The organism is Tessaracoccus caeni, assembly GCF_029211185.1.
Taxonomy (GTDB): domain Bacteria; phylum Actinomycetota; class Actinomycetes; order Propionibacteriales; family Propionibacteriaceae; genus Arachnia; species Arachnia caeni.
Map to the genome: position 1 here is coordinate 20,479 of NZ_JARGDO010000023.1, position 12,566 is coordinate 33,044.

General features: G+C 66.6%; 11 protein-coding genes and 1 pseudogene. 10 read left to right on the plus strand and 2 right to left on the minus strand.

Annotated elements, in window-relative coordinates:
• The first annotated feature begins 19 nt into the window (after positions 1-19).
• Both P0D62_RS16615 and P0D62_RS16620 read left to right on the plus strand, forming a co-directional pair.
• Positions 20-2,047, plus strand: coding sequence for a sucrose-specific PTS transporter subunit IIBC (locus P0D62_RS16615; protein WP_275703667.1), 2,028 nt, complete (start codon positions 20-22; stop codon positions 2,045-2,047).
• A 141-nt stretch (positions 2,048-2,188) separates the two neighbouring features.
• Positions 2,189-3,780, plus strand: a pseudogene (locus P0D62_RS16620) (glycoside hydrolase family 13 protein).
• 7 nt (positions 3,781-3,787) lie between these two features.
• Here P0D62_RS16620 and P0D62_RS16625 read toward each other — a convergent pair.
• Positions 3,788-4,792, minus strand: coding sequence for a LacI family DNA-binding transcriptional regulator (locus P0D62_RS16625; protein WP_275703668.1), 1,005 nt, complete (start codon positions 4,790-4,792; stop codon positions 3,788-3,790).
• Between the two features lie 182 nt (positions 4,793-4,974).
• Here P0D62_RS16625 and P0D62_RS16630 point away from each other — a divergent pair, with 182 nt between their 5' ends.
• From P0D62_RS16630 to rpe, 3 genes are all read left to right on the plus strand, one after another.
• On the plus strand, positions 4,975-5,697 hold the full coding sequence (locus tag P0D62_RS16630) for a GNAT family protein (RefSeq protein WP_275703669.1): 723 nt from the start codon (positions 4,975-4,977) through the stop codon (positions 5,695-5,697).
• 110 nt (positions 5,698-5,807) lie between these two features.
• A complete protein-coding gene (locus P0D62_RS16635; RefSeq protein ID WP_275703670.1) occupies positions 5,808-6,731 on the plus strand; it encodes an IS982 family transposase in 924 nt (307 codons plus the stop codon).
• A 42-nt stretch (positions 6,732-6,773) separates the two neighbouring features.
• A complete protein-coding gene (rpe, locus tag P0D62_RS16640) occupies positions 6,774-7,433 on the plus strand; it encodes a ribulose-phosphate 3-epimerase (RefSeq protein ID WP_275703671.1) in 660 nt (219 codons plus the stop codon).
• A gap of 130 nt (positions 7,434-7,563) precedes the next feature.
• Here the strand turns inward: rpe and P0D62_RS16645 are convergent, their stop codons facing one another.
• Positions 7,564-8,418: a proteasome assembly chaperone family protein gene (locus tag P0D62_RS16645; RefSeq protein ID WP_275703672.1), complete on the minus strand. Its 855-nt coding sequence runs from the start codon at positions 8,416-8,418 to the stop codon at positions 7,564-7,566.
• A 169-nt stretch (positions 8,419-8,587) separates the two neighbouring features.
• Here P0D62_RS16645 and P0D62_RS16650 point away from each other — a divergent pair, with 169 nt between their 5' ends.
• From P0D62_RS16650 to P0D62_RS16670, 5 genes are read left to right on the plus strand one after another with little or no spacing between them, the layout of a single operon-like run.
• Positions 8,588-10,411, plus strand: a complete 1,824-nt coding sequence (locus P0D62_RS16650; RefSeq protein ID WP_275703673.1) for a BglG family transcription antiterminator — start codon at positions 8,588-8,590, stop codon at positions 10,409-10,411.
• Entirely contained in the window at positions 10,408-11,493 is a 1,086-nt protein-coding gene (locus P0D62_RS16655) for an amidohydrolase/deacetylase family metallohydrolase (protein ID WP_275703674.1), read from the plus strand. Before P0D62_RS16650 ends, P0D62_RS16655 begins: the two co-directional genes overlap by 4 nt.
• On the plus strand, positions 11,483-11,839 hold the full coding sequence (locus tag P0D62_RS16660) for a PRD domain-containing protein (protein WP_275703675.1): 357 nt from the start codon (positions 11,483-11,485) through the stop codon (positions 11,837-11,839). Before P0D62_RS16655 ends, P0D62_RS16660 begins: the two co-directional genes overlap by 11 nt.
• 18 nt (positions 11,840-11,857) lie before the next feature.
• Positions 11,858-12,223, plus strand: coding sequence for an SFCGS family glycine-rich protein (locus P0D62_RS16665; protein WP_275703676.1), 366 nt, complete (start codon positions 11,858-11,860; stop codon positions 12,221-12,223).
• Positions 12,220-12,558: a DUF4312 family protein gene (locus P0D62_RS16670; RefSeq protein WP_275703677.1), complete on the plus strand. Its 339-nt coding sequence runs from the start codon at positions 12,220-12,222 to the stop codon at positions 12,556-12,558. Before P0D62_RS16665 ends, P0D62_RS16670 begins: the two co-directional genes overlap by 4 nt.
• Positions 12,559-12,566: the final 8 nt, after the last annotated feature.

The following is a 12,566-nucleotide window of genomic DNA, read 5'->3' on the forward strand; positions in this document are numbered from 1 at the left end:
TTCAAGGAGGAACTGCCCCATGGACCATTCCCGGGTAGCACAGACGGTCTTAACCGCCGTCGGAGGAGCAGGAAACATCACAGCCGCCGCGCACTGCGCAACTCGGCTTCGTATGGTGTTGGCGGACAGCAGCAAGGTCGATCAGGAGACGCTGGACAACGACCCTGACATCAAGGGCACATTCCAGGCCAGCGGAATGTTCCAAGTCATCGTCGGGCCCGGCGACGTCGACGTGGTCTACGACAAGATGATCGCTTCCGGCGTCCAGGAAGTCAGCAAGGATCAGGCGAAGCAGGTGGCCGCCGAGAAGCAGAACGTCTTCCTTCGGTTCATCAAGACCATCGCCGACATCTTCGTGCCGATGCTGCCCGCTCTGATCGCGGGCGGCCTGATGATGTCGCTGAACAACGTCCTCACGGCCGAAGGGCTGATCGGCGAGGGGTCGATCGTTGGGAGGGCGCCGTGGCTTGCTGACTACGCGTCGATGATCCAGTTGATCGCCGCCGCAGCCTTCGCGTCGCTTCCCGTGCTCATCGGCTTCTCGGCAGCGAAACGATTCGGTGGCAACGAGTACCTTGGCGCCGCGATCGGTGCGGCGATGGTCTCCAGTGATCTGGTCAACGCCTACGCCCAGGTGGCCGCGATCGAGGGCGGCACGATGCAGTTCTGGCACGTCTTCGGCCTCGAGGTGGCCCAGGTCGGCTATCAGGGTCAGGTCATTCCGGTGCTGGCCATCGCCTGGATCCTGTCGGTGGTCGAGAAGCGATTCCACAAGTGGCTGTCCGGCACCGCAGACTTCCTGCTCACGCCGCTGTTCACCATGCTGATCACCGGCTTCATCGCCTTCGTCGTGGTCGGACCGATCATGCGCGTCGTCGCCGCCGGCATCTCGGACGGATTGCTGTGGCTCTACACCACGGGCGGTGTCTTCGGCGGTCTCATCCTTGGTCTCGTGTATTCGCCGATCGTGATCACCGGCCTGCACCAGTCCTTCCCAGCTATCGAACTTCCGATGATCGCGAACATCGCGGAGACCGGCGGATCCTTCCTGCTTCCGATCGCCGCGATGGCCAACGTCGCTCAAGGCGCCGCCTGCCTCGCCGTCTTCATCAAGGTGCGCGACGCGAAGCTGAAGGCCCTGTCGGGTGCGTCGGCGGCGTCGGCCTTCTTCGGTATCACCGAGCCCGCCATCTTCGGCGTGAACATGCGTTTGCGCTGGCCCTTCTTCTGCGGCCTGATCGGCTCGGCCGTCGGCTGTGCGCTGATCGCGCTCTTCGACGTGAGGTCGCAGTCGCTCGGATCCGCGGGCATCGTCGGCTTTGTCTCCGTGGTGCCCAAGCACATTCCGATGTTCTTCGTCTGCCTCCTGGTGACGATCGTCGTGACCTTCGCGGTCACCCTCGCCTACGCGTCTTCGCGCGGCAAAGAGTCGCTGTCCGGCGCGAAGACGGTGGCGGTCACCCCGCCGCCGGCCCCGGCGCAAGAGCCCATCGTGGCCGCCCCCGCCCCCGCCACCGCGTCCGCCGGTGGCACGGCGACGGCCGTCGCCGCCAGGCCGGCTGCCCCGGCGCTGCTGCCCGGAACGGTCACCACGGTGGTCTCGCCCATGCGGGGCAGGATCCTTCCGCTCGGCGAGGTGCCGGACGCGGGCTTCGCCAGCGGAGCCATCGGCAAGGGCGTGGGGATCGATCCCACCGAGGGTCGCGTCGTGGCTCCCGCCGACGGCGTTGTCGCGATGACGTTCCCCACCGGCCATGCGATCGGCCTCAAGCTGGACAACGGCATCGAGATGCTCGTCCACATCGGCATCGACACGGTCAACATGGAGGGCAAGGGCTTCACCGTCCACGTCGGCAAGGGGGACAGGATCACCGCGGGAACGCCGCTGGTCAGCTTCGATCGCTCGGCCATCGAGGCCGCCGGCTACTCTCCCGTCACTCCGGTCCTGGTGACCAACCACCGCAAGTTCGCTTCGGTGGAGCAGGCCGCGACGGGTGAGACCGCCTTCGAGGCCACCCTGCTGAAGGTGACGGCGAAGGACGCCTGACAGCCGATCCGGTTGGCGTCGCGTTTGTGCGCGGCGCCAACCGGATTTCTCATCCCCTGATCGAAAGCAGACACCGTGAGCCCAGCGCCTGATCGTCCCGTCGCCTCCCGGGCCGCCGACCCGAACTGGTGGCGTCAGGCGGTGGTCTATCAGATCTATCCGCGCAGTTTCGCTGACGCCAATGGCGACGGGATCGGCGACCTCGTCGGCATCACCTCGCGGGTGGGCTACCTGAGAGCCTTGGCATCGACGCCGTGTGGCTCAGCCCGTTCTATCCCTCGGCGCTGGCGGACGGCGGCTACGACGTCGACGATCATCGTGCCGTGGATCCGCAGATCGGCACCCTCTCGGAGTTCGACGAGATGATCGCGGCTCTGCACGCGGCAGAGCTCAAGCTCATCGTCGACATCGTGCCCAATCACACCTCGGATCGCCACGCCTGGTTCCGCGCGGCGCTCGCGGCCCGACCAGGATCGGCGGAGCGCGATCGCTATCTCTTCAGGGACGGATCGGGCGTCGACGGTGAAGATCCGCCCGCCGACTGGCTTTCCGTGTTCGGTGGCCCTGCCTGGACCCGGGTTGGGGATGGTCAGTGGTATCTGCACACGCACGCTCCGGAGCAGCCCGATCTCAACTGGGCCCATCCCGACGTGCGCGCCGACTTCTTGAAGACCTTGGCGTTCTGGGCGGATCGCGGCGTCGACGGGTTCCGGATCGACGTCGCCCATCAGGTCGCCAAGGCGCTGCCGGCCGCCTTGTCCAGCCATGAAGAGCTGCAGCGCCCAGGTGCCTACCCGGAGGGGCAGCATCCGTTGAGGGATCGCGACGAGGTGCACGCGATCTACGCGCAATGGCGGGGGCTGTTCAACCGATACGATCCACCGCGCGCGGCCGTCGCCGAGGCCTGGGTGCCGGCCCATCGGCGGGTGCGCTATGCCTCCGCGGAGGGCCTTGGCCAGGCCTTCAACTTCGACCTTCTCCGCGCCCCTTGGGAGGCGACGGCCTATCGCCGCATCATTCAAGACAACCTCGACCTCGCCGCGCGCTCGGGCACCTCGTCGACGTGGGTGTTCTCCAGCCATGACGTGGTGCGCCACGCCACCCGCTACGGCTTGGGCATCCACAGCAACGGGCGGGAGTGGCTCGTCTCGGGAGGAACCACTCCCGTTGAGGATCGCGCCCTGGGTCTTGCCCGTGCCCGCGCGGCCACCCTGCTGGCGCTCGCGCTTCCGGGAAGCGCATATCTCTACCAGGGCGAGGAACTGGGCCTGCCCGAGGTCGCCGACATCCCCGGAGAGTTGCGGCAGGATCCCACCTTCGCCCGCACCCAGGGTGCGCAGATGGGACGCGATGGATGCCGGGTGCCGCTGCCCTGGAGGCCGGACGGCCCGGCCTTCGGCTTCAGCGACACGTCGGCTCATCTGCCGCAGCCGTCATGGTTCGCCGACTACGCCGTGTCGCGTCAAGAGCAGGATCCTGCGTCGACGCTCGCGCTCTATCGTGCCGCCTTGGCGCTTCGTCGCCGGATCCAGTGCGAGGAGGGGATCGAATGGCTCGACGTCGGACCGGCCGGCGTGGGGTTCCGTCGGCCGAACGGCTGGAAGTCGATCACCAACTTCGGCACCGGCGAGATCCCTGGCCCGGAACAGGTGATCCTTACGAGTGATCCCGCCCTGAAGTACGCCGGAATCGTGCCGCCGAACACCACGGTCTGGTCACTAACCGCGATGTGACTGTTGGTCAGGCGCTGCTTGCCTCGATGAGGGTGACGGGCAACTCGACCGACGGACGCGTGGTCGGAGCCTGCGTCCCAGATCGTCCCTCGATGCGATCGAGCAGCATCTCGACGGCCGTGCGGGAGATCTGCGTGATCGGCTGCCGAATGGTGCTCAGCCATGGGGCCGCCGTGCGGATGGCGTTGGTGCCGTCGAAGCCGACGACACGGAGATCCTCAGGCACACGTCGTCCGGTGCTTCGTGCCCACTCCACGATCGTGCATGCCGTGAGATCGTCGGTCGCGAAGATCCCGTCGATGCCCTCGGGAAGGCGGTCCAAAGCGGCCCTGATGCGGGTGGTCCGCTCAGGCTCCGGCGTTCCGAACGTGACCGCGACGACCACCGGCTCCAGACCTGCCTCGGCGAGCACGTCGCGGTAGCCGGCCTCGCGCAGATTGCGCGGGCCCGGTGTCGAGGTGAACAAGGCCGGCCTTCGGGAGCCACGTCGTAGCAACAGCTCGGTCGCCAGCCGACCGCCGGCCCGGTTGTCGGCGCGGACGTTGGGAATGTGCTCCGCGAGTTCTCGGTCGATGGTGACGACGGGGAGCCGGGTGGCCGCGTACTCGGGAATCGTGTCGTTGTGGGCGCCCGAGATGATCCCGTCCACCCGGTTGCCTTCGAGCTGCTGCAGATAGTCGCGCTCCGCGTCGCTGCGGTTCATGCTGTTGCAGAGGAGGGTGCGATAGCCCCGCTCGGCGAGTGCATGTTCGATCGCCACCGCGACCTCGCCGAAGAACGGCAGCGACACCATGGGAAGGATCACCCCGACGATGCGGGTGCGCTGTCCGAGCAGGGCTCGCGCCACCTCGTTGGGTCGGTACTGCAACTCCTCGATCGCCAATGCGACGCGATCCTTGGTCTGCTGACTGAGGTAGCCGCGGTTGTTGAGCACCCGGGACACCGTCGTGGGGGAGACACCGGCCCGCTTGGCTACGTCGGACAGACGGGGCTCGCGTGCCTGTTGCGCCACAGTTGGTCCCCGCTCCCGCTCACCGATCGAATCACCTGGCATTGTACCCATAGCGGATCTCGCGACGCGGGCAGAACCGGCGCGCAAGGAGGCCCGAGGTTCTCGGTCGGTCGCGTAGCTTAGAGGTACCTGCGGAATCTCTTGGAGGAAACCGACGAACGTTCCGCACGAGGAAGGCGACCATGACCGAGATCGCTATCTCTGCCATCACCGATCCAGGCCGGCTGGCCGCGGCCTATGAGAGGCTGCTGGTGCCCAACTTCCCATCGCGCGAGCTGATCTCCCAGCAAGAGTTCCTCGCAGGGGTGGCCTCCGGCGGCGCGTCCGTGCGAGTGAGCGGCGACGCCGACGACCCCACCGCGCTTGCCATGTTGCAGCGGTTCCCCGGCACGCCAGCGGTGCTGCTCACCTATTTCGCGACGCGTGCCGACCTTCGTGGCAAGGGCGTCGGGTCGAGCCTGCTGGCCCAGATCCTCGACGACGTGGCTGCCGATGAGAGCGTCTCCGTCGTGCTGGCAGAGGTGGAGCATCCCGGCCATCACGAGGCCAGCGAGCAACACGGCGATCCGACGGCGCGGCTGCGTTTCTACGGCCGACTCGGTGGACTGATCCTGGACGTGCCGTACTTCCAGCCGCCGATCTCCGACGACGAGGATCCGGTCTACGCCATGCTGCTGCTCGCCCTGAAGCCGCCGGCCGGATTCGTGCGCGACGGGCGTCTGCGGCCGGAGGCGGGAGTCGCCGCCGGGTTGGAGCAGATCATGGGCCACCTCGATGCGAGTCTCTACCCGGTTGGTCCGGTGCTCGACGCGGTGCGCAATCCGCAGGGCATTCGCCTGGCTGAGGTGCGGGAGTCGGATTCGGTATCAGTCTCTCGTCCGCGCGCCGCTGACGTCGGCCACTAGATGATTGATGCAGGGGGATCGTGTGTTCGGCGTGGCTCGGTGATGACGTAGGCCAGGGCGTCCAGACTCAGCGTTGCTTACCCAATCCCTGAGCCCTGAAGGACCCCGTGATGGACGCTGACCTGGACACCCTGGCCACCGCACTCTACGTCACCTGCGACGATCTACTGAAAGCTCATCCCGAACAGCTACCCCCACGACCAGTAACCGGCTTCCATCCCCGGATCACCGATGCCGAGCTGGTCACTCTCGCGGTGATCCAAGCCCTGCTGCAGATCCCGAAGGAACGACGCTTCCTGCGCTACGCCCACCGGCACTTGATCGACATGTTCCCGGACCTGCCGGGCCAGTCCTCCTACAACAGGCGATTGCGTGCGCTGGCAGGCACGATGGCCTGGCTGACCACACAACTGGCTGCAGCGACCTCGGTGTTCACCGATGATCTGTGGATCGTGGACTCCACCCCGATCGAGTGCGGCCGCTCCAAAGAGACCGTGAAACGCTCCGATCTGGCCGGATGGGCCGAGTACGGCTACTGCGCTTCCCACAGCCGGTTCTTCTGGGGACTCCGGTTGCATCTGGTCGCTACCCGTCACGGTCTGCCGATCGCGTGGGCGCTGTCGGGAGCCAAAGCCGATGAACGTGACGTCTTCGAAGACATGCTCGGGCTGCTCCCACCAGAACTCACCACTGCGGTGGCCACTGACGGGCAGACCACGATGGGCGACAAGAACTACTTCGGCCGCCAGTTCGAGCAACGCCTCAACCAGGGCGGCATCACTGTTCTACGACCGACCCGATCCGGTGAAAAGCCCCGTCCTGGTGGTGAGTTCTTCAAACCACTGCGCCAGGTCATCGAGTCAATCTTCGACACCTTCAAAGACCAGCTCGATCTCGAACGCCACAACGCGCGCACCGCCGCCGGAGTACTGACCCGCATCGCAACCCGGATCCTCGCCCTGACCACCGCGATCTGGCACAACGACCGCATCGGCGCACCAGTCCTACGCTCCCTGACCGCCTACGACCACTAACCCCCAAACCACGCCCCGCATCAATCATCTAGGCTGTCAGCCATGCAGATCACGCCGAGCATTCTCAACGCCGACTTCGCCGATCTGAAGGGCGAGATCGGCCGCATCCCGAGCGCCGACATGATCCACGTCGACGTGATGGACAACCACTTCGTGCCCAACCTGACGCTGGGGCTGCCGGTGGTGGAGTCGATCCGCAAGGTGACCGCCCAGCCGTTGGACATCCACCTGATGATCGAGAATCCGGACCGCTGGGCGCCCGCCTATGTCGAGGCCGGGGCCGAATCGGTGACCTTTCACGTCGAGGCCGCCGGCGCACCCATCCGGCTGGCTCGTGAACTGCGTCGGCTCGGAGCCAAAGCGTCGATGGCGTTGAAGCCGGCGACCCCCATCGAGCCGTACGCGGACATGCTCGAGGAGCTGGACATGGTGCTGCTGATGACGGTGGAGCCGGGTTTCGGCGGTCAGAAGTTCCTCGACCTGGTGCTGCCCAAGATCCGCCGCACCCGGGCGTTGATCGAGGGCACCGGCAAGCAGATCCTGGTGCAGGTGGACGGGGGAGTCTCCGTCGAGACCATCGGTCGCTGCGCCGAGGCGGGCGCTGATGTGTTCGTGGCCGGGTCGGCCGTCTACAGCGCCCCTGATCCCGGTGCCATGGTCAACGACCTCCGCGACCTGGCCATCAAAGCCTGCAGCCACTGACCGCGAGTCCTCAGGCGTTGTCACGCCCTTTTCGAGGCTCGGCCGCGAACGGCCTCGCACCTCAAAGAGCGTCAGTGGTGCTTCGCGCTCGTCCTGATTGTCGAGGCTCGGCCGCGAACGGCCTCGCACCTCAAAGAGCGTGGTTTCCCCCACGGCCGTCGCGGCGACGGCGGAGGTAGCGCTCGAACTCGGCGGCGATCTTGTCGCCGGTGGCCTCTTCGACCTCTTCCTGTTCGCGCACCTCGACGAGTTGCTGGATGTACTCCGCCACGTCCGGATCGGCCGAGGCCAGCTCGTCGACGGCCGCCACCCAGCGCTCGGAGTCCTTCTCCAGGTCGCCTCGGTCGAGGGTGAGCCCGAGCAGTTCCTCGATGCCGGAGGTGAGCGCCAGCTGCGCCTTGGGGTTGGGCGGGGACGAGACGTAGTGCGGCACCGACACCCATACCTGGGCGGTGGGGATGGGCACCTGGTCCAGCAGGTGCGCGACCACGCCCAGCACACCCGTCGGCCCGGTGTAGTCGAGGTTCTCGACGCCGACCGTGTTTTCGCGCAAGCCAGGGTTGTTCGAGTACATCCCGACGGGCAGCGCGCGGGAATGCGGGGTGTCCGAGAGCATCGCGCCGAGGATCACCACCATGGACGGCGAGAACGTGCGGATCCGTTCGACCACCTCGCGAGCGAAGCTGCGCCACAGCAGGCTGGGCTCCGGCCCCACCATCACCACCAGATCGCGCTCGGGATGATGCACGACGTGCAGCCGAACGCTCGGCCATTCGATCCACGGCCCATCGGCGGACTCGCGGATCTGGGGACGGGTCTGCTGGTAGTCCCAGTAGCGTTCGTCGTCGATGGCGCCGATCTCCTGAGCCTCGTAGACCGAGACGAGCTGACGCAGCGCGTCGCACGACGCGTTGGCGGCATCCGCCCACCCGCCGAGAGCGATCAAGACGGCCGGGTCGCTCAGGTCCTCAGGATCGAACAGCATTCCTCCACCCTACTTGCTCGTAGCGCGGGGATGTCGATCCGCACGAGGAGGCGCCCCTCTACTACAGATCGTCAGTGCCTCGCCCCCAGAAAGGGAAGTGGTTTGCATCTGCCCAAGTCGCCGGAAGTTTCCTAGGCTGCTGCCAGCTCGCAAGGAGGTGAGTTCGGTCGTGTCATTGAGTGCTCGGGCAGCGCAGGTGCTGGGTGATGTGCTGCGTGCCACCACGCCAGTCAGGCTGGCGGAGATCGCCGCGCGCACCGGCGTGAGCGAACGCACCGTCAAGACCGACGTCAATCGCGCGCGCACCTGGCTCGAGAACCGCGGCTTCACCTTGAGCTCCGCCGGAACCCGTGGCATCTGGGTGAACTGCACCGAGGAGGAGCGCGCGGCGCTGCTGGCCGAGGTGCGCCCCACCACCATGGAGGCCGATCAGCGCGGGCGTCGCGTGATCCTCTGCTGCATGCTGCTGACAGCGACGCAGCCGTTGTCGATCACCGGCGTGGCGGAGGAACTCGGCGTGGCGCGCAACACGGTGCTGCACGACCTGGCCGATCTGGAAGCCGAGCTGGAGACCTTCGACATCTCCTTCGAGCGCAGCCGCCTGGGTCTCACCGCCGTCGGGGGCCGCGCCAAGCGCCTGCTCGCCCTCGATCAGGTACTGCGCGCCAACCTGGGCTACGACGATCTCGCCTGGCTCACCACCCTGGTGTCCGATCCCACGAAGGTGAATCTCGACGAGGTCTCCCCGGGCATCCGGCTGCTGTTCGAGCGGGTGGCCAACCCCGTCGCGTCGGCGGCGTGCATCGGCAAAGTGACCGAGCGGCTCACCCAGCGGTTCGCGGCTCCCGGAGACATCGCGATCGGCGGCATGCTGCTGCGCTTGGTGTTGGTGCAGGTGGTGCCGCATCCCGGCATCCAGCCCATCGTCGAGCAGAACGACGAACTGCGTCGGATCATCGTCGAGAGCGTCCACGAGTTCACCCGCAAGACCGGCGTGGGACTCGACCAGGACGACGTCGAGTTCGTCTTCCAGGAGGCCGCGCTGGTGGCTGCGGCGTCGGAGCTGCACGACGGCCAGTCGCGCAACGACTCCGTGAGCATCGCCGCGCGGGGGCTGATCGACCGGGTCGACGCCCTGCTGCAGGCCGAGCTCGCCGACGACGAGACCCTGCTGAACGGGCTCACCGGCCACCTCTCGGATCGTTTCGCGAAGCTGCGCAACGCGATCATCGAGCCCAACGTGATCGTGCACGAGGTGCTCACTCAGTACGCCGACATCTACCGCGCCGTGGAGGAGGCCTGCCGCGACTACCTGGATCTGTCGAAGGCCGATCTCAGCTTCCTCGCGGTGCACTTCGCAGCCGCGTACGAGCGTTACCTCAACCGGCCAAGGGTGCGCACCCTGATCGTCTGCGCGACGGGGCGCGGCGTGGCGACGCTGATCGGCCTGCTGGTGCAGAGCCGCTTCCCACCCATCGAGATCGTGCGCACCACGTCGATGTTCGAGGTGCAGCAGGGCGGCGTGGCCGACGTCGACCTGGTGATCAGCACGTTCCCGGTGACGGTCGGCAAGCCCACCGCCGTGATCCGCTCGGTGCCCACCGCCCGCGACTTCGACGCGATCGAGGAGAAGCTCTCCCAGGTGTTCCAGATCCGCTCGGCTCAGGTGCAGTCTGCGCCGCGCAGCAAGATCGACCTCGGATCCTCCTATCCCAGCCTGATCACCACCGGCCTGTCGCTCAATCGTGAGGTGATCGAGGCGGCCCAGCTGCCGCTGCTCGGCGACGCCGCCGAAGGCCTGCTGGTGCACTGCCTGCTGCTCGCTGAGCGCATCCAGGCGGATCGCCAGTACCAGACGGTCGCGGGCGACCCGCCCTTCCCTTCCGGCCTGCTCGACCGGGTGCGGGCCGTTTTCGAGGCGCGCGGCCTGGTGATCACGCAATCAGAACTCCAAGCCATCGTCGCCTATTTCACCTATCAGGAGGAGTCATGAATCTGATCTTGCGGGGCGCCACGCTAGTGGGCTCCGGTCCTGGTGACGTCTATGTCACCGATGGAAAGATCGCCGCCGAAGCGGCGGCGGATGCCCAGGTGGTGGATCTCGACGGCGCGCTCCTCACGAGCGGACTGATCGACATCCACACCCACGTCTTCATCCCGGCCAAGACCTTGGGCCTGCCCGCCGACCGGGTCGGCATCACGCAGGGCGTCACCACCGTCGTCGACGCCGGCAGCGCTGGCGCCCGCGACTTCGACCGGTTCCGCGCCGAGGCGGTCGAGACCCAGAAGACCCGGGTGCTGTCGTGGCTCAACGTCTCCAGCATCGGCTTGGTGGATGGGCGTCACGAGCTGGTCGACCTGGCCAACGTCGATCTCGGTCGTTCGCTCGAGGTGATCGAGGCCAATCGCGACCTGATCGTCGGCATCAAGGTGCGCATGTCGGGCTCCGTCGTGGGCGACAACGGCATCAAGCCGCTGGAGCTGGCCATCGAGCTCGGCGAACGCGCCGACCTTCCGGTACTGATCCACACGGGCAATCGTCCGCCCGAGATGTCGGACTGCCTGGACATGCTGCGCCCCGGCGACATCTGCTCGCACGCCTTCCACGGCAAGCCCGGCGGCATCATCGACGAGAACGGCGACGCCCGCCCGGCCGCGATCCGCGCCCATGAGCGCGGCGTGCTGTTCGACATCGGCCACGGCGAGGCCAGCCTGAACTTCTCGGTGATCGCCCGCGCCAAGGAACTCGGCCTGATCCCGCACACGATCAGCACCGATATCCACGAGGGCAACGTCGACGGTCCGGTGTTCTCGATGGCCGTCACCATGAGCAAGGCGCTCGCATTGGGGTTCAGCCTCGACCAGGTGCTCGCCTGGAGCACGACGGCGCCGGCCCGCGCGATCCGTCGACCAGAACTGGCCGACCTCAGCGTCGGGGCACCGGCCGATCTCACGGTGCTGCGCCTGGTGGAGGGCGAGTTCTCCTACCGCGACGCCGACACCAACCCTCTCAACGGCCAGCAGGCCCTCGAACCCACCCACGTCATCAAGGATGGAGAACTCTATGTCGTATGACTCGAAGGCGCTCGCCGAGCAGATCCAGGAGAAGCTGCCCGAGCCGCTGCCCGACCTGAACGAACTGGTGCGCGCGCTCGATCAGATCGATCCGGGCCTGGAGAAGCGCGGCTGGAAGATGAACGACCTGCAGCGCCTCGCGCTCGGCACCCACCTGGCCGCCGCCGTGAAGCGCTTTGCCACCGGTGAACTCGTCGCCGAGATCGATGCGTCGCTGCTCGATCAGGTCTCTGCGGAGGCCACCGAGATGGCCGGCGAGATCCTCGCCCTGATCCAGAAGACCCCCGAAATCCAACCAGAGGAAAAGTTCCTCGTCGCCGTGCATCTCGACTCGGCGCAGCTCTAAGAAACCAAGGAGAACACAATGGCTATCAAGGTCGTTATCGGTCATCGGCTCGGCAAGGGCCAGCGCGTGGCAGAGGGCGTGAAGGAGGCCGGCGGCGAGCCGATCCTGATCCCGGGCCTCGGCGCGGACATGAAGCTCGGCGACGTGATGAACGAGCACAACGCCGACTTCGGCATCAGCTTCTGCGGCTCCGGCGGCGCCGGCGCGGTGACGGCGAACACCAAGTACGGCTACCCGATGGAGTTCTCGCTGCGCACCATCGACGCCGGCGTCACCGCCATCAAGAACGGCGCCCGCGTCGTCGGCTTCGGCTTCCTCGACCAGGAGGAGCTGGGTCGCCGCCTCACTGAGCAGTACGCCAAGACCCATCCCGAGGCCGGATGATGCAAACCGAAGACCGCAAGGTCACCGTCACCGGCACGGGGGAGACTATGCAGCGCGCCTTCCAAGACGCGCTCAACTCCATGCGCAAGCAGCTGCTGAAGGGCAAGCCCGAGGCGCTGATGAAGGCCGACCCCGTCGAAGTGAAGGTGCTGAAAGCGGTACGGCACGTGTGGACCGAGAAGTTCTTCGGGCTGTTCTTCCAGCGTGAGCGGGAGAACCACATGATGACCATCCGGTTCACCGTGCGCGTGTCCTTCGTGGATCTCACCACCATCAACGTCACCGAGGTCAAAGAAAACCCTCGGTGGACGCAACGAGTCCTTCAAATGAAGTAGAGAAAGGC